This window comes from Cupriavidus sp. a3 (genome assembly GCF_051015765.1).
Classification (GTDB): Bacteria; Pseudomonadota; Gammaproteobacteria; order Burkholderiales; family Burkholderiaceae; genus Cupriavidus; species Cupriavidus oxalaticus_A.
The window spans coordinates 3,985,197-4,008,047 of the sequence record NZ_CP170643.1; the positions used below are offsets into that span (position 1 = coordinate 3,985,197).

Genomic DNA, 22,851 nt, shown 5'->3' on the forward strand with positions numbered 1-22,851 from the left:
ACCGCCATGACCTTCTTCCTGCATCACGACGCGCCTGCGGAGACCGAGTCCGCGACTGGCGTCACTTCCGCGCGATCCCCCGGCTTACAGCCCCACGCCAGACGCCCCGCGCGGCCCACAATATTCCTCGAAGCCCTGCTGGCGACGCGCCTGGAACTGCTGAGCCGCGACCGCGTGTGGCCCGCGCATACCATGGCGCAACGAGAGCGGGTTCTATTGACGCTCTGGGCGCAACGGCCCGAAGACCTTTTCGAGCAGCATGGCACCGCCGACAGCATCGAGCATTGCTTGCACGAGGCGTTTGCCAGCGCCGAAGCGGGCTCGAAAGTGCAGGCCGCGATGGCGTTGAAACGCGCGTACTACCTGGTTTGCTGCACGGTCTCGGCCAGTACATCGGTGCGCGGAGGCGCAAGCGCGGCGCCGGACGGCGATGGCAATGGCAATGGCAATGGCAATGGCAGCGCCAACGGCAGTGGCCGTACCCACGACAAGCGCTGAACGGATGCGCTGCCTCCGGCTTATCCCGCCACCGTACGCAGGGCCTCATCCCATTCCGCAACGAAGCGCCCGATGCCGAAGCGCTCGCGCGCCAGCCGGCAGCCACGCTCGCCCCATGCGCGCGCCAGCTCCGGATCGTCGAGCAGCTCGCGCATCACGCTGACCAGCACGTCCAGGCGCGTGTCGACGTAGCCGTTGCTGCCGCTCTGGATCACCGTGGCGAGTTCCGCGGTCGCCAGCCCCACCACCGGTACGCCCAGCGTCATGGCCTCCACCACGGCCAGCCCCAGGCTGGTATAGCGGATCGGATTGAAGAAGAAGCGGTAGCGCGCGACAAAGGCGGCCAGTTGCGGATTGGGTATTTCACCGAGCCCTCCCGCCTGCTGCGCCGCCATGCCGACCAGGTCCAGCGGCACCAGCTCCCGCACCTGCGCAAACACGTCCGCGCCCAGCCGGCGGCCCCGGCTCTGCAGGTTGTTGACGACGCTGATGCCGCGCGCCAGCTCGCCGCTGTATTGCACCTGGCTGTCGACGATCACGCCGTGCTCGATCACGCGCCACGGCGTCACGCCGCTGTCCCACATCAGCGCATTGAACGGTGTCACATGGACCAGCAGCACCGATGCATCCTGGACCGGATGCAGCGTATTGGTGGGATGTTCCTGCGGCGGGTCGTGCTCGAGGTAGATTGCCGGCAGCGCGCGCTGCGCGTCGCTCAGCAGTTCCACGCGATCGCGCAGGTAATGGTGCCGGTGCTGGTACAGCACGCAGTCGAACCGCCCTTGCGGCACTCTCTGGTACGGCACCTCGCGCACGTTGTTGCCCCATGCCAGCGCGCCGCCGGCGCCGGCATAGCCGGGCGTGCCGTCGTCGCGCGTCACCAGGTACAGGTCGTGCGGAATCTGCGACAGGTAGTACAGGTAGTTGCCATGGACGTGCCAGGTCAGGATGCGCAGGCGCCTAGGCATGGTCATACTCCCGCGCCGCCAGTTCCAGCGCGGTATCGACCACGCGCTTTACGCTGATGCCGGCGGCGCACGGGTGGCCGGCGACCGGGCATTGCTGGTGCATGCAGGGACGGCACGGCGGATGCTCGGCCAGCACGCGGTGCAGCGAGGCATCGAGCGGCGCCCAGCGCGCGCTGTCGCTGCCGCAGGACACCACCACGCTGGGCGTATCCATGGCCGCGGCGATATGCGAGGCGCCGGTGTCGTTGCACAGCAGCAGGCGCGCATGGCCGATCAGCGCGGCCAGCGTGCCCAGCGAAGTCTGTCCGCACAGGTTGACCACCGGCTTGCCGATGCGCCGCGCGAGCTGATCGATAAGCGCCGCTTCGTCGCGGCTGCCGGTCAGTACCACCTTCCAGTGGCGGCGCAGCGCCCTGCCGGCTTCGGCGAAGCGCTCCAGCGGCCAGCGCCGCGACAGCATGCGCGCGCCGGCGTGGATGCAGACATAGCCGGCCGGGCCGAGCCCATGCTCTTCGGCCAGCAGGCGCCAGCTGGCATGATCGAGCGGGCGCAGCGGGAACTCCAGGTGGGGATCGGCGGCGGGATAGCCCAGCGCCTGCATCAGTGACAGCAGCCGCACGACTTCATTGCCTTGCGGCCACGGTAGCAGCATGCCTTCGCGCGTGCTGCGCACGCCCGTGGTATGGGCAGCGTCATGGTCGGCTGCGTCGGGGCAGAATCCTGCCGTGCGGCGCGCACCCAGTCGCCGCACCACCGCATTGCTGAGCGAGCCGCTGCCATGCAGTTGGATCGCCAGGTCGAAGCGCGCCGCGCGCGCGGCCGCGTAGAACGGTGCGGCGGCCGCCTCGGCGTAGGACTGCTCCGGCATGCCGGGCGCACCCGGGAAGACCATCAGCGCATCCACCAGCGCGCCGAAGCGCGAGACGAACTCCTGCGCCCACGGCAGCCCGATCAGCGTGATGTGCGCATCGGGCTCGCCTTCGCGCAGCGCACGCAGCGCCGGCACCGCGCACAGCATGTCGCCCAGCTGTAGCGCGCGGAACACCGCGATGCGGCGCGCCGGCGCATGCGGCTTGCGCCGCGCGGGCATCAGCGGCAGGTTCAAAGGGGAAATGGTTGCGCTTGTCATAGGAACACCACCCGGAATGCCAGTGCGCCGCGCAGGCGCCAGAACAGCGACAGCGGCGGGATCAATACGGAAGTGAGCGCCATCTCGGCCACATGCGCGGGCGTCAGCGCCGCGCCGCGCAGCCGGCGCAGGCAGAACGACACCGTCAGCGCCAGCCACAGCAGGCCGGCGCCGGCGGCAACACGCGGCGCCCCGGCCAGCAACGCCACCGGCGCGGCCAGCAGCGCCAGCACCGCCACGTAGTAATGCCACGGCGGCGTGCGGCGGATGCGCTGCCGGTACAGGCGCGGATGCTTCTTGTACAGCAGCGCGTCGTAATACACCTTGGCCTGCGCGGCGATACTGCTGCCCCATGCCGCCGGCCGCACCGGATGCACGACGACCGCGCGCGGCGCGCGGCCGACCGGGCAGACCTCGTTCATCAGCCGGAACTGCAGGTCCGAGTCCTCGCGCCACGCGCGCGTGAAGCGTTCGTCGAAGCCGCCGATGCGCCGCAGCGCTTCACGCCGCACGAAGCAGTTGGCGGTAACGAACTCCGCCTGCGCCAGTCCGCCGGTATCGCGCTCATGATCGGTCGGCCGCGGCGGCAGCGGCACCTCGACGGCGCCGGCCACGGCGCAGCATTCGGGCTGGCGCGCCAGCGCCGCGCAGCCTTCGCGCAACCAGTGCGGATCCGGCACGGTATCGTCGTCGGTGAATGCGATCAGCGCGCTCGCAGCGCGGCGCCAGCCGGCATTGCGCGCCCCGGACGGACCCTGTGTGCCGGACACGGCCACGTAGCGCAGCGCATGCGCGGGATGCCGGGACGCCATCAGCGCCACCAGCCGTTCGATGCGCGCCTCGCAGCCGTCGTCGGCGACGATGATCTCGTACGACTGCGGCGGCAGCCGTTGCGCGCACAGCGCCTGCAGGCAGCGCGCCAGCAGCGCCGGGCGCCGCCAGGTGGGAACCACCACCGAGACCAGCGGCTCAGTCCTGTGCATGGGGTCCTCCCCGGTTGCCCGCCGCGGGCTTTTCCAGCAGGAACGAGCCGATCACCAGGGCATCCAGCGGCGAGGTCCAGAAGCACTCGACCGCATCGCGCGGCGTGCAGACGATGGGCTCGCCGCGCGTATTGAACGAGGTGTTGACCAGCACCGGCACGCCGGTGCGGCGCTCGAACGCGGCCAGCAGGTCGTAGTAGGCGGGATTCTGCTCGCGCCGCACCGTTTGCACGCGCGCGGTGCCGTCGACGTGGCAAACCGCCGGAATGCGCGGCGCCTGTTCCGGGCGCACGTCGTAGATGAACAGCATGAACGGCGCCTCGCCGCGGCCCGGCCTGGCCGCGGTGAACCAGTCGGCGGCGCGCTCCTGCATCACCACCGGCGCCACCGGGCGGAAGTCCTCGCGGTCCTTGATCTCGTTGAGCCGCTGCTGCATGCCGGCGTCGATCGGCGAGGCCAGGATCGAGCGCGCGCCCAGCGCGCGCGGGCCGAATTCCATGCGCCCCTGGAACCAGCCGATGATCTGGTTCTGCGCCAGCAGCTCGGCGGTCTGCGCGGCGATATCGTCAAGCCGGCGGTACGGCAGGTGCGCCCAGTCGAGGAACGCGGCGATCTCGTCGTCGGTATAGGCCGGGCCGAGGTAGGCGTGGTCCATCGACCACTGCCGCGCCGGCCGGCCGCGCTGCAGGAGGTCGACCCACAGCGCCGCGCCCAGCGCGGTGCCGGCATCGCCCGCGGCCGGCTGCACCCAGACTTCGTCAAAGGGGCTGCGGTCGCGCACGCGCGCGTTCATCACGCAGTTCAGCGCGACGCCGCCCGCCATCGACAGGTGGCGCTCGCCGGTCGCTTCGGCCAGCCACGTGGTCATGCCGACCACGGTTTCCTCCAGCACCTCCTGCAGCGAACGCGCGATATCGAGATGCCGGGGCCCGAACGCCTCGCCGCGCTGCCGCGGCGGTCCCAGCAGCGCCGTCAGGTCCGCTTGCGCCACGCGGTAACCGCCTTCTGCATCGCGGCTCACCATGCCGCGGAAGGCATCGAGGCAGGCCGGCTTGCCGTACGAGGCCAGCGCCATCACCTTGTACTCGTCCGACGAATGCAGGAAGCCGAGGTGCCTGGTCACCCGCTCGTACAGCAGTCCGAGCGAGTCGGGCAGGTCGATCTGCTTGATGCGGCGGTATTCCTTGCCGTCGAACACGCCGTAGCTGGTAGTGGCGCGCTCGCCGCGTCCGTCCATGGTCAGCACCGCGCAGCGCGTGAACGGCGCCGCGAGGAAGGCGCTGGCCTCGTGCGCCATGTGGTGCTCGACGAAATGCCAGCGGAACGGGCCGTCATGGGTAACGCCGCGGAAGCGCGCGGCCAGGTGGTGCGGCGCGCCGCTGGCCAGCTGGCGCGGCGCGTTGACCACGTACGTCAGGAACAGCGGGTCCCATGGCGAGGCGTTGCCGGCGGGTGCGCCCTGCTTCGATGGCTCCAGCGGCAGCGTCACGGTGGCATCGTGCGTGCGCGCGCCCGGCATCAGCGCTGGGTCGAACGAGTAGGCCACGTGGTCGACGTCGCGCAGCGTGATGCCGGCTTCGGCCAGGCAATAGTCGATCGCGTGGAACGGCAGCTCCCACGCGGTGAACGGCACCGGGCGCTTGCCATGCTTGATGTGGGTGAAGCGCTCGTCTTCCGCGGCGGCGATCACCGCGCCGTCGTGCACGAGGCAGGCGGCGGAGTCATGGTACGCGGCGTTAATGCCAAGGGTGAACATGGGCAACCTCGTCGGGGCTCGGTGGATCGGCAGCCGGCACGGCCGGGGCGGCGCGTGCCGCGCCAAGGGCGGAAATGGCGGCGGGGACAAAGGGGGCAGCCGGGACAAAGCCCGCCGCCGGTTCGGTCAATGGAGCATCGGCGCCAGGCCACGGCAGCGGCTGCGCCGGCGGCGCGTCCGCATCGCCGGTAAGCAGCGCCAGCGCGGCCTGCACGGCGTGTGCGGCCGGCACGTCCTCCAGGCAGCGATGGTGGCCCTGCGGGCAGGTGCTCTTGTAGCAGTAGCGGCACGGCACGTCGGCGAACAAGGTGCGGTGCGGCACCTGCCACGGCGTGTGCTGCGGGTTGGTCAGCGCGTACAGGTCGACCACCGGCGTGCCAAGCGCGGCGGCAAGATGGACCGGACCAGTGTTGTTCGACACCAGCAGGTCGGCTGCCTCCAGCAGCGCGCCCATCTCGCCCAGCGTCAGCGCGCCCGCCAGCGGCACCACGCGCGCATGGTGTGCACCGGCGCAGACCGCCTGCACGATTTCGCGCTCGCTGTCGGCGCCGGTCACCAGCACGTGCGCGCCGGCCTGCGTGGCGAGCGCGTGCGCGACCTCGGCAAAGCGCGCCGCAGGCCAGCGGCGCGAGGCCGCGCTGGCGCCCGGATGCACCACCACCAGCGGGCCGCTGCGGCCGCGGCGCCAGCCCGCGATGCGGGCGGCGAGCGCGGCACGGTCGGCCGCCAGCACGCGGAAGCGCAGCCGGGTATCGCGCGCGCTGGCGCCAACCTGAGCGACCAGGTCGAGCTGCCGCCGGGTCTCGTGGCGCGGGCGCTGGCCGGGCTGCATCGCAGGCTCGCGCTCGGGCACCCAGTCGGTCAGCAATGCATAGGGATTCTCGCGGCAGCAGGCGAGCCGCAGCGGGATGCCCGCCAGCGCGCACAGCATCGCGGCCGGCAACGGGCTCTGGCTGTAGACCGTGAAGATCACCGCGGCATCGAAGCGGTAGCGCGCCAGCCAGCGCGCGCAGCGCAGCATCGCAGGACCGGGCGCGACTGCCGCGGCTTCATCGTGGCGCGCCCACGGCGCATCCCACGCCAGCACGCGCCTGACCATCGGCAAATGCGGCGCGAGCGAGGCGGCGGCATTCGAGGTCAGCAGCGTCAGCCGGCGGCCGGGCATCGACTCGGCCAGCGCCTGCATCGCGGGCGTGCTCATCAGCACGTCGCCCATGTTGTCGAGCCGTACGCATAGTACCTGCCGCGCCGTCTGCCAGGTCGTCATGGCGCCACCGTTTGCATGGCGGGGACGGTGCCGCAGGCGCGCATGCGGGCGGCCACGATGCGCGCGGCAGCGTCGAGCGTGGGCACCACATAGTGCGCCTGGCGCGCTGGCGAAAGCTGCCATTCGGTCTCGTTGCCGCAATCGACCAGCACGGTGCCGCAGCCGGCACGACGCCCGGCTTCGACATCGTTGAGGATGTCACCGACCATCCAGGACCGGCCCAGCGCGAAACGCAGCGCACTGGCGGCCTGCACCAGCAAGCCCGGCATCGGCTTGCGGCAAAGGCAGGCGCGCGTGTAGGCGGGGACCGTGCCCTGGGGGTGGTGCGGGCAGTAATAGAAGCCCGCGAGCGTGGCGCCGTGTTCGGCGAACATCGCCGCCAGCCGCTCGCGCACCGGCACGAGGTCGGCCTCGGCGTGATAGCCGTGCGCGACGCCCGGCTGGTTGGTCACCACCACCAGCGGCACGCCGAGGCTGCCCAGGTCGCGCAGAGCCGCCGCGGCGCCGCGCGCGAGCCGCATCCGGCCGGGATCGACGTTGTACGGCACGTCGTCGAGCAGCGTGCCGTCCTTGTCGAGCAGCACCGCGCCGGGCAACACGCACGCGTTTTGAACCGGGTCGCTCATGGCCAGGAGGTTTCCTTCATCGGCAGCACCATGACCTCGGGGATCACGGTCTCATCCGGCTGCGTCAGCACGAAGCGCACGGCGTTGGCCACGTTGGCGGGATCCTGCAGGTTGCCCTGGTCGATGTCGGGGAAACGGTCGAGCAGGAACGGCGTGCGCATGCCGCCGGCGACGATCGCCGATACCTTGATGCCATGCGGGCGCAGCTCCGCATGCAGCGCATGCGAGAAGCCAAGCAGCCCCCACTTGGTGGCGTGATAGGCCGACGCATTGGGCCAGGCGCGCTTGGATGCGGTCGACGCGATATTGACGATGTGCCCGCCGCCCTGCGCCTTCATCAGCGGCACGGCCGCATGCGACATCAGGTAGGGACCGTACAGATTGACCATCAGCACCTTGCGCCAGGTCTCGGCATCGACTTCCTCGACCGGCAGCGTGACGTCGATGGCCGCGTTGTTGACAATGCCGTCGAGCCGCTGCACCCGTTCGCGCACGGCATCGAAGGCGGCACGCACCGAACCCGGCTCCGCCACATCGAGTCGCAGCGGCCATGCCTGGCCGCCGGCTTCGGTCAAGGTCTCGGCGCTGTCGCGGGCCAGCTTGTCGTCGATATCGGCAACGATCACGCCCGCACCGGCCTGGACCAGCGTGCGGCACACGGCGGCCCCAAGGCCACGTCCGCCGCCGGTCACGAGGTAATGACGGTCCTGCAGCGGCAGCGCCGCCGCGGTGTTTGGATCGGGACGTTGCGAAGGTTGCGGAGTCTGCATGGTGAATCCTCGTGCAAAGGTGAGCGGTTGCCGCGGCGCTCATGGCGTCCGCAGATTCGGACAGCCGGAATCGGACAGCGGGTCGGACAGCCGGTCGGCCCGGCCGGGAATCACGCCGCAGCGAAATATGTGCCAAGCCCCGGCCTGCGCGCGATGGCAGCACTCCTGCGCGACCCCACGCAACAGCGCCGCCACGCAGCCAGCGAAGGCTTCGTCGTACCAGGCATTGGCACCGCTTACCGCGACCACGATGCCGTCGAACACGGCCGCGCCGCCGAGCAGCGTGTCGTCGCTGCGCAACCGGTGCGGTGCGCAGTGGACCACCGCGGCGCTGGCCATGCCGGTGCGCCACGCCAGGCTGGCCTTGGCGCGCGCGTACAGGCTGTAGTCCGCATCCCACGCCTCGCGCGAAGGCAGCGAATGCTCGTACAGGATGGCTTCCTCGAAGGTGCAGTCGCCGGGTTGCAGCGTCGGATCCATCACGACCACGTGCATGCATCCGCTCTCGCCGACGGCCTTGTCGCGCAGCGATGCCTCCAGCATCGGCAGCGCCAGTTCGACGGCTCGCCTCGCCGCGGCGCGATCGCTGAAGCGGCTGGCGCCGGCATGCGAGGCGCGCGGGGAAGGCTCGGCACCAGGACGTGCGTTGTCGCTCGGATTCATGGGCAGCTCCATGGTGGGTGGCATGTTTTGCGCCTTCGACGCTGCAAGCATCGCGCCCAATCCGGTATGCGCCCGGGCGTGTTGCACGCGTTCCAAGGCTCATGCCTGAATGGAAAAACTCGTAAGCGCAAATTACAACCGGCGGCGTAAGAATGACTCAATGCGGTAGCAATGCCGCAAGGCGCCTGCTTCGATACGCACAAAGCGATCTGTGATCGAGAAGCGCCGAGAATCGCTATAACGCTTCTCGGTCGGTTCCCTTCCGTCCGTCCTTTTCAACGCCTTTCGCAGTCGCGCGATCACGCCAGCGCACTGGCACGCTAGCTGCTGAGGCCAGCCCCTGTCCGAGTCGCCCGAATCCGCGGGCGGAGCGGCAACCAGGGAGACCGCCATGCGCAAGATCGCGCTTATCAGTGAACACGCTTCGCCGCTGGCCAGTGTCGGCAGCACCGATTGCGGCGGCCAGAATATCTACGTGGCACACCTGGCGCGCCAGCTTGGCACGCGCGGCTACCTGGTCGACGTGTTCACCCGCCGCGACAAGGCGCTGCTGCCCGAGGTGGTCGCCTTTGCGCCCAATGTACACGTGATCCACGTGCCCGCCGGACCACCGGTGCAGGTGCCCAAGGAGCAATTGCTGCCCTACATGGACGCCTTCGGCGAGTTCCTGGTGGAGTTCATCCGGCACGATCCGGTGGGGTACGACGTGCTGCACGCGAACTTCTTCATGTCGGGGCTGGCCGCGCTGCAGGCACGCCGGGCGCTGGGCATTCCGCTGGTGATGACCTTCCATGCGCTGGGCAAGGTGCGGCGCCTGCACCAGGGCAGCACCGACGGCTTTCCCGATGCGCGCTTCGACATCGAAGACACGCTGGTGCGCGTGTCCGACTGCGTGGTGGCGGAATGTCCGCAGGACCTGGACGACCTGGTCAGCCTGTACGGCGCCGATCCCGGCCGCATCAGCACGGTGCCATGCGGGTTCGACGGCGCCGAGTTTGCCCCGGTAGCGCGACACGCGGCGCGGCGCGAGCTGGGCTGGCAGCGCGATGCCTTCAGCGTGCTGCAGCTGGGCCGGCTGGTGCCGCGCAAGGGCATCGACAACGTCATCCGCGCGCTCGGCTGCCTGCGCCGCGACCACGGCATGCGCGCCGCGCTGTACGTGGTGGGCGGCAATGCCGAGCAGCCCAGCGTGCAGGCCACGCCCGAAATCGGCCGGCTGCAGGGCGTGGCCAAGGAAGAAGGCGTGGCCGACAGCGTGGTGTTCGTCGGCCGGCGCGGACGCGACACACTGCGCCTGTTCTACAGCGCCGCCGACGTGTTCGTCACCACGCCCTGGTACGAGCCCTTCGGCATCACGCCGGTCGAGGCGATGGCCTGCGGCGCGCCGGTGATCGGCGCCGACGTGGGCGGCATCCGTTCCACCGTGGTCGACGGGCAGACCGGCTACCTGGTGCCGCCGAAGGCGCCGGCCGCGCTGGCGGCGCGGCTGGCGACGCTGGCCACGGACCCCGCGCATGCGCGCCAGCTCGGCGAAGCGGGACGGCGCCGCGCACAGCGCCATTTCACCTGGGCCGGCGTGGCGCAGCAGATGGAAGCCGTGTATGCCGGCGTGTGCGCCGGCGCCTGCCCCATCACGGCCGGTGCGCGCCGGGCCGCGGCATGATCCGCCAAAGGAGAACAGAGATGAAGGAAAGCGACCGCAAGCGCATCCTGATCACGGGCGGCGCGGGGTTCCTTGGCTCGCACCTGTGCGAACGGCTGGTGCGGGCCGGGGAGGACGTGCTGTGCGTTGACAACTTCTATACCGGCACCAAGGAGAACATCGCGCACCTGCTCGGCAGGCCGAACTTCGAGCTGCTGCGCCACGACATTACCTTTCCGCTGTACGTCGAGGTGGACGAGATCTACAACCTCGCCTGCCCGGCCTCGCCCGTGCACTACCAGCACGACCCGGTGCAGACCACCAAGACCAGCGTCAACGGCGCGATCAACATGCTGGGGCTGGCCAAGCGGCTCAAGGCGCGCATCCTGCAGGCATCGACCAGCGAAGTCTACGGCGATCCCGAGATGCATCCGCAGCAGGAGGCATACTGGGGCCACGTCAATCCCGTCGGCATCCGCTCCTGCTATGACGAGGGCAAGCGCTGCGCCGAGACGCTGTTCATGGATTACCACCGGCAGCACCGGCTCGATGTCCGGATCGCGCGAATTTTCAACACGTATGGGCCGCGCATGCATCCCGCGGACGGCCGCGTCGTGTCCAACTTCATCACCCAAGCGTTGGCCGGAGCGCCCCTGACCGTCTATGGCGACGGCGCGCAGACGCGCGCCTTCTGCTATGTCGACGACCTGGTGGACGCGCTGGTGCTGCTGATGGAAGCACCCGCTTCCGGCATGCCGGTCAATCTCGGCAATCCGCGCGAGACGACTATGCTGGAGATTGCGCAGGAAGTGCTGCGCGCCACCGGCTCGCATTCGCCGGTCGAGCTGCGCCCCCTGCCCGCCGACGACCCGCACCAGCGCTGCCCCGACATCTCGCTGGCGCAAAGCCTGCTGGGCTGGGCGCCGCGCACGTCGCTTGAAGACGGCCTGCGCCACACGGTCGATTACTTCGCGGCGCGGCTGGCGGCACAGGCGCATGCGCAGGGCGCGCCGGGCAACGTGGTGCCGGTATCCGCCACGGCACGCGAAGCCCGCGCCGTGGTGCTCAACAAGTAGCGCGCGACACGAACCTGCCATTGGCGATGGCAAGGGTGATTCGATGGTGACTGACATAGCCGGCCCGGTGACGGTGATTGCACCGCACCTGGACGATGCGGTGTTCAGCTGCGGCGGCCTGATCGCCGCGGCACGGGGCGCGCGCGTGGTGACGGTCTTCGCCGGCGTCCCGCCCGCCGATGTGCCGGCACCGGACTGGGACCGCGCCGCGGGCTTCGACAGCGCCGAGCAGGCAGTGCGCGCGCGCCGGCGCGAGGACAACCGCGCGCTTGGCATGCTGGGCGCGCAGCCGGTCTGGCTCGATTTCTGGGACAGCCAGTATGGCCGCCGTCATACGCCGCGCGAGATCGCGGACAGCCTGCAGCCCGTGCTGCTGGCGCAGACCGACGGCATGGTGGTTGCGCCGCTCGGCCTGTTCCATTCCGACCACGTGCTGGCGCATGAAGCCTGCCGCCTGCTGATGCAGGCGGCGCAGGTGCGCGCCGCGGCGTGGGCCGCGCTGCTGGTGCCATCGCGAGGGCAGGCGGCATCGGCGCTGCCGGTGCAGTGGCTGTACTACGAGGACGTGATCTACCGCCGGTTGCCCGGGGTGCTGCAGCAACGGCTGGCCGAATGCCTGGGCGCGGGACTGCAAGCGACCCCGGTCAACCTGCCGGTCAGCCAGTACCTCGCGCAGAAGAGCTACGCAGTCAATGCCTACCAGAGCCAGGTGCAGATGTTCGGCGAAGAACAGCTGTGCGACCTGTGCGCGCCTGAGCGCTACTGGTCGCTGTCCGCCGGCGAGTCTGCGCAACGCTGATTCCCCTTCGCGATACCGATAGCGATAGCGATGCCTGCCGACCAAGCCTTGCATGCCGCGCCGCCGGGCGCCTCGCTCGACATCAGCGTGGTGGTGCTGACGCACAACCGGCGCGACACCGTGCGGCACGCCCTGCGCCAGCTCAGCGCGCTGCCGGAGCGCCCGCCCCTCGTGGTGGTCGACAACGCCTCCGACGACGGCACCAGCGCGATGGTCCGTAACGAGTTCCCGCATGCCACGCTGCTGCGCTGCCGGCGCAACCTCGGCGCCGCGGGGCGCAACCTCGGCGCAAACTGGGCGCGCACGCGCTATGTCGCCTTCTGCGACGACGATTGCTGGTGGACGCCGGGCTCGCTCGCCACCGCCTGTGCCATGTTCCGCGACCATCCGCGCGTGGCCGCGCTGACCGCACGCATCCTCGTCGGCGAATGCGCACGCGAGGATCCCGCCTGCGCGCGCATGGCCGACAGCCCGCTGCCGTCGGCCATGCTGCCTGGGCGCGCCATCCTCGGCCTGATGGCTGGCGCCACCGCGTTCCGCACCGAAGCATTCCGCCAGGCCGGCGGCTATCATCCGCGCTTCTTTATCGGCGGCGAAGAAACCTTGCTGGCGCTGGACCTCGCGGCGAGCGGCTGGCACCTGGTCTACGCGCCGCAACTGGTGGTGCACCACCATCCCAGCCCGCTGCGCGACGGCGGCCGGCGCCGCTCGCTGCTGGCGCGCAATGCGGTGTGGGCGGCCTGGCTGCGGCTGCCGTGGCGCATGGCGCTGGAGGAAACGGCGGCTGAGTTGCCGGGCCTGCTGCGTTCGCAGGGGTGGCGCGGCATTGCGGAGGTGCTGAAGGGGATGGCGTGGGTGATGCGCGAGCGGCGGGTGATACCGCGGGAATTGGCCGCGTTGAGGCGGGATTTGCGGGGGCGGTGAAAGCCCTCATCCAGGCTCCTGCTCCGCCCGCGTCGCCAGCGACCTCAGCGCCGCCACCAGCTCGCCGATCCGCACCGGCTTTGACAGATGCAGCTGGAACCCCGCCATCATCGCGCGCATGCGGTCCTGCGGCTCGGCGTGTCCCGATAGCGCGATGGCCGTCATGCGCCGCCCCAGCGGCACCTGCATCTGCGCTTCCAGCCGGCGCACGCGGCGCAGCACGGTGTAGCCGTCTTCCTCGCCGAGCGCCAGGTCGCACAGCAGCACCTGCGGCCACTCGGCCTGCGGCGTCGCCGCCAGCAACCCGATCACTTCGTCGCCGCGCTCCTGCGCGATCGCATGCGCGCCGTAGTCTTCAAGCGCGGCGCTCAGCACCTCGCGCGTGGTTTCGTCGTCGTCCAGCAGCAGCACGCGCATGCCCTTGAGCGCTTGCGTGTCGGGCACTTCGAGCGCCTCGGGCGTGCCGGGCGCCGGGGCGCGCCGCGGCTCCGGCTCCTGCACCGCGCGCATCGGCATCAGCAACTGGCACGCATGAGCGCCGGGATCGGCGGTCAGCGTCACGCCGTGCTCGCCCAGCCATTCGCGCAGTCCCTCCACGTCGTCCAGCGGCCCCTGCTGCGGCGACGCCGACACGCGCAGCCCGGCCTGCCCGTCGTGCCGTTCCAGACGCAGCTCCAGCCGCCCGCCCGGTTCCGTGGTGGCAATCATCTGCTGGCAGAGTTCCCAGATGGCCTTCTGCAGCACGCCGGGATCGCCGGTCACGCGCAGCTCGGCTTCGCTCTGCACCGTGAACAGGTTGACGTGGCGCTCGGCGATGGTCTCACGCAGGCCATCGACCACGCTGGCCACCAGCGTCTCCAGCCGCACCGGCTGCAGCGCCAGGCGCCGCTCGGCGCGCTCCAGTTCGCGCTGCTGCTGCTGCAGCTGCCACATCTGCGTGTAGATGCCGCCGCGCGCCAGCAGCGTGGCGTGCGAGCCCTGCTCGACGATGCGGCCGTGCTCCATCACCAGGATCTGGTCGGCATCGACGATGGTGGAAAGCCGGTGCGCGATGATCAGCGCGGTGCGGCCGCGCGCCACCGCCGACAGCTCCTGCTGGATCGCGCGCTCCGAGCGCGTGTCCAGCGCCGAGGTGGCCTCGTCGAACACCACCAGTGGCGGGCGCTTGAGCATCGCGCGCGCGATCGCCACGCGCTGCCGCTCGCCCCCGGACAGGCGCACGCCGCGCTCGCCGACCTGGGTTTCGTAGCCGTCGGGCAGGCGATCGATAAAGGCATCGAGCTGCGCCGCGCGCGCCGCCGCGACGATATCGGCGCGGGTCGCGCCTTCGCGGCCGTAGCCGATGTTGTAGGCGATGGTGTCGTTGAACAGGATGGTGTCCTGCGGCACGATGCCGATCATCTCGCGCAGGCTGCGCTGCGTCACCAGCCGCAGGTCCTGCCCGTCGATGCCGATGCTGCCGCTATCGGGCTGGTACAGGCGGAACAGCAGCCGCGCCAGCGTCGACTTGCCCGAGCCGCTGCCGCCGACCACCGCCACGGTCTGCCCCGCCTGCGCGCGGAAGCTGACCTCCCACAGGGTCTGGTGGCTGGGGTCGTAGCTGAAGTTGACGCGGTCGAACACGATCTCGCCGCGCGTCACGCGCAGCGGCCGCGCCCCCGGCGCGTCGTCGTCCTCGCCGGGCCTGCCGCGCGCGTCGAGCAACGCGAACAGGCGCTCGACGTTGGTCATGGCGTCGTTCGACTCGCGGAAGATAAAACCCAGCGTATTGAGCGGCAGCACCACCTGGATGATGTAGGCATTGATCAGCACCAGGTCGCCCACCGACAGCGAACCCTGGATCACGCGCTGCGTGGCCAGCAGCATCACCGCCGCCACGCCGAGCGCAATGCATACGCTCTGGCCGATATGCAGCGTCGACAGCGCGTACTGGTTCTCGACGCTGATGCCGACCCAGCGCCGCAATATGTCGGACAGCCGCCGTGTCTCGAACGACTCGCGCGCGAAGAACTTGACCGTGTCGTAGTTGAGCAGGCTGTCGACCACCTTGCTGTTGGTGGTGGCCTCCACCGCATTGACCTTGCGCTGCACGCGCATGCGCCGCTGCGTGTAGTACCAGGTAAAGGCCGAGTACAGCACGAACACGCCCAGGATGATCGCGGCGAACGCGCCGCCATAGGCGCCGATCATGATGGCCAGCACGGAGACGATTTCCATCAGCGTCGGCACGATGGTGAAGACTGCCACGCCCAGCAGGAAGCCGATCGCCGCTGTGCCCTTCTCCAGGTCGCGGATCACGCTGCCGGTGGCGCGCCTGGCATGGAAGCGCGCGCCCAGCGCGTGCAGGTGCGCGAAGGTGCGCTCCATGAACGCTGCCACTGTGCTTTGCGTGACATAGGCGAAGACCACGTCGCGCAGTTCGCTGAAGGCATTGCCCATCAGCCGCAGGATCGCGTAGGCCAGCACCAGGAACACGGGCATGGCCACCAGCCCGAGCCGCGCCGCATCGGTGCCGGCCGCGGCCGGCGCGACTTCGTCGACCACGAGCTTGAGCAGCAGCGGCACCGCCACCGCGCAGGCCTTGGCCAGCAGCAACAGCGATACCGCCACCACCACGCGCAGGCGGAAACGCCATATCGCGCGGAACAGTTCGGCGGCAATGCGGCGGCGGGACGGGGGCGCGATCGGTTGCTGGGGCATGCGTGCTGGGAATCGGCGTTCAGGTCAACGGAGGAAGCGGCGGGACCGGCCGCCTCCGAGGTGTTGGGGCGAGGCAAATTCCGTACCGGTGCGTAGCGCCCGCGGCGCATGGCGCGGAACCTGCTGCGCACCGGCTAGCGGCGCCATGCGTCCCACTGCCAGACATCGATGATGCCCGAGCGCAAGAAGCCACCAGTCAGCCGTGCCGAACTGAACGAATGCCGGCGTTGCCCGCTATGGCGCAATGCCACTCAAGGCGTGCCCGGTGCCGGCGCGGCGCACGCGCGCATCATGCTGGTGGGCGAGCAGCCCGGCTCGCAGGAAGACCTGCAGGGCTCGCCGTTCGTGGGTCCCGCGGGACAGCTGCTGGACGATGCGCTGGAGCGTGCCGGACTGGACCGCGACAAGCTGTTCATGACCAATGCGGTCAAGCATTTCAAGTTCGAATTGCGCGGCAAGCGGCGGCTGCACAAGTCGCCGGGCCAGCTGGAGATCGAAGCGTGCCACCTGTGGCTCGAGCGCGAGCTCAAGCAGGTGGATCCGCGGATCATCGTCGCGCTGGGCGCCACCGCCGCGCGCGCGGTGCTGGGCCGCAAGAGCGTGACGCTGGGCACGATGATGGACACGCCGGTCGAGCACGAGGGCCGGCTCGTCATCGCCACCTATCATCCGTCGTTTGCGCTGCGCCAGCGTTCCGACGACGCGCGCGCGGCCGCATTCGATCGCATCGTGCGCAGCCTGCAAGCAGCCGCGCGGCTGGCGCGCGGCGAAGGCTAGCCGGCCTCAGGAACGGTTCACCGTGGGCGGCGCATCGGGATCGCGGCTGCCCGGGTCGAGCAGGTCGCGCTTGCCGACGCCGGGCGGGAATTCGCCGCGGCCGGGCTTCTCTTCGCTGCGCGGCGCGCGTGGGCTCGAGGATGGGTCCGCGGCCTTATCCTTTCGATGCGAAGCCGCATGCTCCCAGTCCGCAGCGGCGCGTTCGCGCGCACGCTGGTTTTCCGCCGCGTTCTCCCGCAGTTCGCGGTCATCCAGCCCCTGCCGCTTGTCGAGCGAGGGGTTGCCCGACGTGTCGTGCTTGCTTTGCTTCATGGCGCCTCCTGAGCATCAGGCCGCGGCGCGGCCACTCCAGCATGGCGCGCAACTTTCATTCCACGGCGGCACTGCTGCAGCGGGCCGGACACATGCATGCGCCGCGGCACCGCACGCCGCGGGTGACGCCTGTAAGAAGCGCCAGTGCTTGTAGAAAGTGCGATGCAGCGGGTGGCCACGGCGACACGGGCCGTCGTCGTATCCGTGGCCCGGCAAATGCTTTGCACAACAACAGCAGGACAACATCACTCCAGGAGAAACCAATGCGCATCCGCCTTGCGTCCGCTGTGACATCCACTTCCCGCTTTGCCGCGGCCGCCGCGCTGCTGTCGCTGCTGGCCGGCGGCGCGCTGGCCCAGAAGACAGACAGCACCGGTGTGCGCACCGACAAAGGGCCCATCGGCAGCCAGACCATTCCGCCGCCGGGCGCCGCGGTGGCGCCATCCAGCACGCCGGGTGCCACGCCGACCAATCCAGGCGGGCTCGCGCGCGAGCTGGGCGACGTGCCGAAGGAACCGCATACGGCTGGCGGCCTGCCTGGCCGCGACAAGCCCAGGCCCGCGTCGGAAAGCGCCGGCAAGGCCGATCGCGATGGCTTGCACGGCAAGCCGCGCACCGGCAGCGGCGGCGCCAGCATCGACCAGACCCGCGTACCCGATTCCAAGGGACGCTGACATCGATTCGAGCTCGCGGCGGCCTTTTCCGCAGACATCACGACGGCGGGCTGATGGCGTAGAACGGACAACCCAGACAGGATTGAGGAGGCCATCATGACGCGACCGGTCTATAAGACGATGCTGGCGGCGATTGCGCTGCTGCTTGCCACCGGCGCCCATGCGGCGCCGTTGTCGGACAAGCCGGGTACCGCGATGGCGCCGGACAAGGATGCGCTGTTCCTGCGCGACGCGGCCGAGGCCGGCGCGCTGGAGATCGAGGCCAGCAAGCTGGCGCAGACACGCGCAAGCGGCGAAGCGGTCAAGACGTTTGCCGCGCAGATGATCCGCGACCATCAAGCCGCGGACGAGAAGCTGCGTCAGCTGGCGAGGAAACTCGGCATCCAGCTGCCGGCGTCGCCGCCCGAGGTAAAGAAGCAGGAACTGGAAAAACTCGGCAGGCTCAGCGGCGGCGCGTTCGATAGCGCCTACGCCCGCCAGTTCGGCGTCGATGCCCATCAGGAGGCGGTGGCGCTGTTCCGCAATGCCGCTGACGAAGCCAAGGACGACAGCGTCAAGGCATTCGCGCGGCAGACGCTGCCGACGCTGAACCACCACCTCGAGATGGCGCGGCAGCTGGCATCGCAGGCGAAGCAGTGAGCGGCGAAACACACGCGTCAATCAAACGCCAAACAAAAAGCCCCGGAATTTCCGGGGCTTTTTGCTGCTGCAAGGATGACCGGGGCTCAGGCGAAGTTCTTGCCGGCGAAGTCCCAGTTCACGACGTTCCAGAATGCCTCGACGTACTTCGGACGGGCATTGCGGTAGTCGATGTAGTAGGCGTGTTCCCACACGTCGCAGGTCAGCAGCGGCTTGGCATCGGTGGTCAGCGGCGTCGCGGCGTTGGAGGTGGACACCAGGTCCAGCGAGCCGTCGGCCTTCTTCACCAGCCAGGCCCAGCCCGAACCGAAGGTGCCGACGGCAACCTTGGTGAATTCTTCCTTGAACTTGTCGAACGAGCCCCACTTGGCGTTGATGGCATCAGCCAGCGCGCCGGTCGGCTGGCCGCCGCCGTTGGGCTTCAGCGAATCCCAGTAGAAGGTGTGGTTCCACACCTGGGCAGCGTTGTTGAAGATGCCGCCCGACGACTTCTTGACGATCTCTTCCAGGGTCGCGTTCTCGAACTCGGTGCCCTTGATGAGGTTGTTCAGGTTGGTGACGTAGGTCTGGTGGTGCTTGTCATGATGGAACTCCAGCGTCTCCTTGGAGATGTGCGGAGCCAGGGCATCATGCGCGTACGGAAGCGGGGGGAGCTTGTGTTCCATTGTTCTGTCTCTGTGGGTTGGGGTTGTAGGGTCCGGAATTGCCGATTGTAGGGGACTTGGAATACCCGCGCAAACCGCAGGCCTATGCCCCTGCTTCGATGTTAGTTTGTCTGGCGGCGGGTTTCCGGGGCGATTGAGAAAGGCGCCGGTTTGCTCCCGTCTCCCGCTGAGGGGAGAGGGAGAACACCTTGCCTGGGCAAGCTCGGGCCGCTCGGGAGCACCCAAGACCACGCTTTTCTTCGTGCCTCAGAAATCGCCCAGCTTCGCCTGCACGCCGGCAATCGACAGGTCGGCCACGCCCTCGGCCAGATGCGCCTCGACCACGCTGCCCGGGCGGATCTCGGTGGGCGAGCGCAGCGCACGGCCGCGCTGGTCGAGCAGCACCGCGTAGCCGCGCTCGAGCGTGCGCTGCGGTGCCAGCAGCTCCAGCGCACCGGCGGCGCGCGCCAGGCGCTGTCCGGCGCGCTCGTGGCCGCGAGTGGCGGCGGCCTGCAGCCGCTGCCATAGCCGTGCCAGGTCCGCTTGTGCCGCGGCGGTGTCGGGGCGGCATGCGCTCCAGCGCATCGCCAGCACCTGCTGGCGATGCCGCTGCGACACCACGGTGTCGCGCAATGCCGACCGCAAGTGTCGGGCCAGATTGTCGACGCGCGCGCGGCGTTCCTGCAGCTGCGCCTGCGGGCTGCGCACGCGCCGCGCCAGCCAGTCCAGGTGCTGGGCGCGCAGGTCAAGCGCGCGGCGCATCGCCTGCGCCAGCGCGTCGCGGCCGCGCAGGGTCTGCGCCAGCAGGTGCGAGCGGTCGGGGCTGACCAGCTCGGCCGCGCCGGTCGGCGTGGGCGCGCGCACGTCGGCGACGAAATCGGCAATGGTGAAGTCGGTCTCGTGGCCGACGCCGGAAATCAGCGGCAGTGCGCAACGCGCGATCGCATGCGCCACCACCTCTTCATTGAACGACCACAGGTCTTCGATGCTGCCCCCGCCGCGGCACAGGATCAGCACGTCGCAGTCGCGGCGCGCATCGGCCAGGTCGATCGCGTCGGCGATCTTCTGGGCCGCCCCGGCCCCCTGCACCGGTACCGGATAGACCACCACCGGCACATGCGGCGCGCGCCGGCGCAGCGTGGTCAGCACATCGCGCAAGGCGGCTGCCTGCAGCGAAGTGATGACGCCGATGGTGCGCGGGTGCGATGGCACCGCCCGCTTGCGCTCCGGTGCGAACAGGCCGGCCTGCGCCAGCTTTTCCTTCAGCCGCAGGAAGGCTTCGTAAAGGTTGCCCAGGCCGGCGCGGCGCATCGCCTCCACGCCGAGCTGCAGTTCGCCGCGCGCCTCGTACATCGTGACCACGGCGCGCACCTCGACCGCCTCGCCCTCGCGCGGCTGGAAGTCGACATGCTGGTTGCGGCCGCGGAACATCACGCAGCGGATCTGGGCACGCGCATCCTTGAGCGAGAAATACCAGTGGCCGCTGGCCGCGCGGGTGAAGTTGGAGATTTCTCCGCGTACCCAGGCCAGCGGGAAGCTGCGCTCCAGCAATCGGGCGATAGTGTGGTTTAGCTCACCGACAGGAATGACTTCGCGGCCACCGCGGGGGCTGGTGGAGGAAGCGTCACGCGAAAAGCTGGTCAGGTCGGGCATGGCGCACGCCGGTCAAGCGGCGTTGATGGGACATGTCCACAGCATAACTGGTCTGTCAAGGGGGTAGCAGTGATGGGCCGATGCTGCCCGGCGAGCCGCATCACTTCGTACAACTCTTTGATTTCTATGAGATTTATGATTGAAATAAAAATTAGGCAATATAACCAATTCTCTTTTGCATCAACCACTTAGCGGGCGCCAATGGGGCTTGTTCACAAAGTTATCCACAGGATCTCTGGATAAAACGCGCCGTTTACCCGACTTTTTCGCTGATTATTACCTCAAGCGTGGCCGGCATCACGCTGCGGGGCGGCGTAGGCGGCATGTCAAGCCATGCGCCCGCACTGCACCATGTGGAACGTCGAATAGCGAGGCGCCGCCTATTTTTTAGGCAGCGAGCAACACCCCTCATGAAATCAATGGGTTAGCCCACCTCTCCAGACTTTATCCACAGGCCATCCACAATTCTCTCCCTGCCCGGTGTGGAAAAGCTCGGGTATACCCATGCATCGCACCATCGGGCGGTCGTGCAGCACGTCAGGAAGCATTTGCCTATTTTTTAAGCAACCACATGCCATGCTTTTAAAATCAAGGACTTAGATGGATTCTCCGACACCTGTCCACAACCGCTCCACAATACTGTCCCGCAATGGTGTGGATGACCGCGTCACATCGTGCGCGATCGCACCGACAAGGGTATGCAGCAGCTGCAAACCCGCCTTTCTCCGGTGTGCGGCAAGCGTCGCGAGCGCCCGGGACGGATCTGCTTAATTTTTAAGCAGATCCACGCTTCCTTTTGCGAATCAAGCACTTGCATCGCTTGTCCGGCGGCTTTCCACAATCGATCCACAATTCTGTCCCTGCGCCCTGTGGAAAGTCGCCGCCAACATCGGCCGGCACCGATGCGCGCCCGAGACAGCCGGCCCGGCCGTCGCTTGCCGCGCGGCAGGCCGCGGGGTAGAGTTGCGCCTGATTTTTCAGAGCAATGCCGGAGTGCGCTGCCTGCTGACGCGCCTCAAGGCATGCCGACCAGCTGGTTGGGGTTTCTTTATTGGGTTGTCGATCCCGGGGGTCCAATTGTTTTCCATCATTCAAGCGGCCGGCTGGCCGATCTGGCCGCTGTTGCTGGCCTCGGTCCTCGCGCTGGCGCTGGTCGTCGAACGCTTCCTGTCGCTCAAGCGCAGCAAGGTGCTGCCGCCGCGGCTCTATGACGAAGCGCTGGCCGCTGCGCAGCAGCGCCGCGCCACGCCGGAAGTGGTCAACACGATCGAACAGAATTCGCCGCTCGGCCGCGTGCTGGCCGCCGGCCTGCGCCACGTGGTGCTGCAGCCGCACACCTCGCGCGACGCCGCCAAGGATGTGGTCGAGGAAGCCGGCCGTGCGGTCGCGCATGAGCTGGAGCGCTACCTGAACGCACTCGGCACGATCGCCTCGGTGGCGCCGCTGATGGGGCTGCTGGGCACCGTGATCGGCATGATCGAGATCTTCGGCAGCCAGGGCGGCACCGGCGCCAACCCGGAGCAGCTGGCGCACGGCATCTCGGTGGCGCTGTACAACACCGCCTTCGGCCTGATCGTGGCGATCCCGGCGCTGATCTTCTGGCGCTACTTCCGCCGCCGCGTTGACGACTACGTGGCCGAGCTGGAATTCCGCGCCACCGCGTTCCTGGACGCGATCCTGCCGCAGCGCCGTAGCTGATCACGGACCCGCCACGCCATGCGATTCCGTTCCCGCCAGCGGCGCGAAGAGCCGGAGATCAACCTGATCCCGCTGATCGACGTGCTGCTCGTGATCCTGATCTTCCTGATGATCACGACCACGTACTCGCGCTATACCGAGCTGCAGATCCAGCTGCCCACCGCCGACGCCGAGCGCGCCCAGCAGCGGCCGCAGGAAATCGTGGTGTCGGTGTCGTCGCGCGGGGTCTACTCGATCAACAAGAAAGTGCTGGAGCAGAAAGACGTTACCAGCCTCGCCGACCAGCTGCGCGCCGCGTCCGGCCCCGCCGGCGCCGGGGGATCCGGCAATGGCCAGCCGCCGGTGGTGATCGTCAACGCCGATGCGCAGGCCAGCCACCAGGCGGTGGTCAACGTGATGGAAGCCGCGCGGCTGGCCGGGCTGTCGCGCCTGACCTTCGCCACGCAGAGCTCGCAGCCGCGCTGAGATCCGGCATCGTCGTTGTCCCGCGGAAGCGGGGAACGGCGGCCTTGCCTGCGGGCGCAAAGCCAGCCTGGCCGGGCTTGCCCCATGCGCTGCGCAGTGCCCATAATGGGTGGATCCGCCGGTCCTTGCCGATCCTCCCTTTCGGTCCCCTCCAGTCCCTTTGGGTCCCTTTTCGGGGGCGCGGGATC

General features: G+C 69.0%; 22 protein-coding genes. 10 read left to right on the forward strand and 12 right to left on the reverse strand.

Annotated elements, in window-relative coordinates:
• The first annotated feature begins 6 nt into the window (after nucleotides 1-6).
• Nucleotides 7-498 carry a hypothetical protein gene (locus ACAD63_RS19015; protein WP_434033154.1) on the forward strand — a complete coding sequence of 164 codons (492 nt, stop codon included), beginning with the start codon at nucleotides 7-9 and terminating at the stop codon, nucleotides 496-498.
• Between the two features lie 20 nt (nucleotides 499-518).
• Here ACAD63_RS19015 and ACAD63_RS19020 read toward each other — a convergent pair whose 3' ends face one another.
• Genes ACAD63_RS19020 through ACAD63_RS19055 form a run of 8 tightly spaced genes read right to left on the reverse strand, consistent with a single transcriptional unit; the run spans nucleotide 519 to nucleotide 8,660 of the window.
• Nucleotides 519-1,466: a glycosyltransferase gene (locus ACAD63_RS19020; protein WP_135704610.1), complete on the reverse strand. Its 948-nt coding sequence runs from the start codon at nucleotides 1,464-1,466 to the stop codon at nucleotides 519-521.
• Complete coding sequence (locus ACAD63_RS19025; RefSeq protein WP_135706214.1) at nucleotides 1,459-2,556, reverse strand: glycosyltransferase family 9 protein; 1,098 nt, start codon at nucleotides 2,554-2,556, stop codon at nucleotides 1,459-1,461. The genes ACAD63_RS19020 and ACAD63_RS19025 overlap by 8 nt, the downstream gene beginning before the upstream one ends.
• A 35-nt stretch (nucleotides 2,557-2,591) precedes the next feature.
• Nucleotides 2,592-3,578 (reverse strand): glycosyltransferase family 2 protein, encoded by a 987-nt coding sequence (locus ACAD63_RS19030; protein ID WP_135704609.1) that lies wholly within the window; start codon nucleotides 3,576-3,578, stop codon nucleotides 2,592-2,594.
• The gene (locus ACAD63_RS19035) at nucleotides 3,565-5,334 is read right to left on the reverse strand and encodes a carbamoyltransferase family protein (protein ID WP_135704608.1); all 1,770 of its coding nucleotides are present in this window, start codon (nucleotides 5,332-5,334) and stop codon (nucleotides 3,565-3,567) included. Before ACAD63_RS19035 ends, ACAD63_RS19030 begins: the two co-directional genes overlap by 14 nt.
• A complete protein-coding gene (locus ACAD63_RS19040) occupies nucleotides 5,315-6,601 on the reverse strand; it encodes a glycosyltransferase family 9 protein (RefSeq protein WP_434033155.1) in 1,287 nt (428 codons plus the stop codon). Before ACAD63_RS19040 ends, ACAD63_RS19035 begins: the two co-directional genes overlap by 20 nt.
• Nucleotides 6,598-7,227, reverse strand: a complete 630-nt coding sequence (locus ACAD63_RS19045) for a D-glycero-alpha-D-manno-heptose-1,7-bisphosphate 7-phosphatase (RefSeq protein WP_195431723.1) — start codon at nucleotides 7,225-7,227, stop codon at nucleotides 6,598-6,600. Before ACAD63_RS19045 ends, ACAD63_RS19040 begins: the two co-directional genes overlap by 4 nt.
• Nucleotides 7,224-7,997, reverse strand: coding sequence for an SDR family oxidoreductase (locus ACAD63_RS19050; RefSeq protein WP_135704602.1), 774 nt, complete (start codon nucleotides 7,995-7,997; stop codon nucleotides 7,224-7,226). The genes ACAD63_RS19045 and ACAD63_RS19050 overlap by 4 nt, the downstream gene beginning before the upstream one ends.
• A gap of 39 nt (nucleotides 7,998-8,036) precedes the next feature.
• Nucleotides 8,037-8,660, reverse strand: a complete 624-nt coding sequence (locus ACAD63_RS19055) for a hypothetical protein (RefSeq protein ID WP_434033156.1) — start codon at nucleotides 8,658-8,660, stop codon at nucleotides 8,037-8,039.
• 391 nt (nucleotides 8,661-9,051) lie between these two features.
• Here ACAD63_RS19055 and ACAD63_RS19060 point away from each other — a divergent pair, with 391 nt between their 5' ends.
• The 4 genes from ACAD63_RS19060 to ACAD63_RS19075 are packed head-to-tail and all read left to right on the forward strand — an operon-like array spanning nucleotide 9,052 to nucleotide 13,101.
• Entirely contained in the window at nucleotides 9,052-10,323 is a 1,272-nt protein-coding gene (locus ACAD63_RS19060) for a glycosyltransferase (protein WP_133093860.1), read from the forward strand.
• Between the two features lie 20 nt (nucleotides 10,324-10,343).
• Entirely contained in the window at nucleotides 10,344-11,378 is a 1,035-nt protein-coding gene (locus ACAD63_RS19065; RefSeq protein WP_434033157.1) for a UDP-glucuronic acid decarboxylase family protein, read from the forward strand.
• 43 nt (nucleotides 11,379-11,421) lie between these two features.
• Nucleotides 11,422-12,177 carry a PIG-L deacetylase family protein gene (locus ACAD63_RS19070; RefSeq protein ID WP_434033158.1) on the forward strand — a complete coding sequence of 252 codons (756 nt, stop codon included), beginning with the start codon at nucleotides 11,422-11,424 and terminating at the stop codon, nucleotides 12,175-12,177.
• A 30-nt stretch (nucleotides 12,178-12,207) separates the two neighbouring features.
• Nucleotides 12,208-13,101, forward strand: coding sequence for a glycosyltransferase family 2 protein (locus ACAD63_RS19075; protein ID WP_135704593.1), 894 nt, complete (start codon nucleotides 12,208-12,210; stop codon nucleotides 13,099-13,101).
• 6 nt (nucleotides 13,102-13,107) lie between these two features.
• Here ACAD63_RS19075 and ACAD63_RS19080 read toward each other — a convergent pair whose 3' ends face one another.
• On the reverse strand, nucleotides 13,108-15,801 hold the full coding sequence (locus ACAD63_RS19080; protein ID WP_195431728.1) for an ABC transporter transmembrane domain-containing protein: 2,694 nt from the start codon (nucleotides 15,799-15,801) through the stop codon (nucleotides 13,108-13,110).
• A 171-nt stretch (nucleotides 15,802-15,972) separates the two neighbouring features.
• Here ACAD63_RS19080 and ACAD63_RS19085 point away from each other — a divergent pair, with 171 nt between their 5' ends.
• Nucleotides 15,973-16,578 (forward strand): UdgX family uracil-DNA binding protein, encoded by a 606-nt coding sequence (locus ACAD63_RS19085; protein ID WP_135706213.1) that lies wholly within the window; start codon nucleotides 15,973-15,975, stop codon nucleotides 16,576-16,578.
• A gap of 6 nt (nucleotides 16,579-16,584) precedes the next feature.
• Here the strand turns inward: ACAD63_RS19085 and ACAD63_RS19090 are convergent, their stop codons facing one another.
• Nucleotides 16,585-16,890, reverse strand: coding sequence for a hypothetical protein (locus ACAD63_RS19090; RefSeq protein WP_135704590.1), 306 nt, complete (start codon nucleotides 16,888-16,890; stop codon nucleotides 16,585-16,587).
• A gap of 263 nt (nucleotides 16,891-17,153) precedes the next feature.
• On the opposite strand from ACAD63_RS19090, the gene ACAD63_RS19095 reads away from it, so the two are divergent.
• The gene (locus tag ACAD63_RS19095) at nucleotides 17,154-17,564 is read left to right on the forward strand and encodes a hypothetical protein (protein ID WP_434033159.1); all 411 of its coding nucleotides are present in this window, start codon (nucleotides 17,154-17,156) and stop codon (nucleotides 17,562-17,564) included.
• Nucleotides 17,565-17,660: 96 nt separating this feature from the next.
• Entirely contained in the window at nucleotides 17,661-18,203 is a 543-nt protein-coding gene (locus ACAD63_RS19100; protein WP_135704588.1) for a DUF4142 domain-containing protein, read from the forward strand.
• An 86-nt stretch (nucleotides 18,204-18,289) separates the two neighbouring features.
• Here ACAD63_RS19100 and sodB read toward each other — a convergent pair whose 3' ends face one another.
• Entirely contained in the window at nucleotides 18,290-18,868 is a 579-nt protein-coding gene (gene sodB, locus ACAD63_RS19105; protein WP_133093854.1) for a superoxide dismutase [Fe], read from the reverse strand.
• A gap of 246 nt (nucleotides 18,869-19,114) precedes the next feature.
• Nucleotides 19,115-20,500, reverse strand: coding sequence for an exodeoxyribonuclease VII large subunit (xseA, locus tag ACAD63_RS19110; protein WP_135704586.1), 1,386 nt, complete (start codon nucleotides 20,498-20,500; stop codon nucleotides 19,115-19,117).
• Nucleotides 20,501-21,577: 1,077 nt separating this feature from the next.
• Here xseA and ACAD63_RS19115 point away from each other — a divergent pair.
• Together ACAD63_RS19115 and ACAD63_RS19120 are read left to right on the forward strand one after the other, a co-directional pair.
• Complete coding sequence (locus ACAD63_RS19115; protein ID WP_133093852.1) at nucleotides 21,578-22,198, forward strand: MotA/TolQ/ExbB proton channel family protein; 621 nt, start codon at nucleotides 21,578-21,580, stop codon at nucleotides 22,196-22,198.
• Nucleotides 22,199-22,216: 18 nt separating this feature from the next.
• Entirely contained in the window at nucleotides 22,217-22,663 is a 447-nt protein-coding gene (locus ACAD63_RS19120; protein WP_133093851.1) for an ExbD/TolR family protein, read from the forward strand.
• Nucleotides 22,664-22,851: the final 188 nt, after the last annotated feature.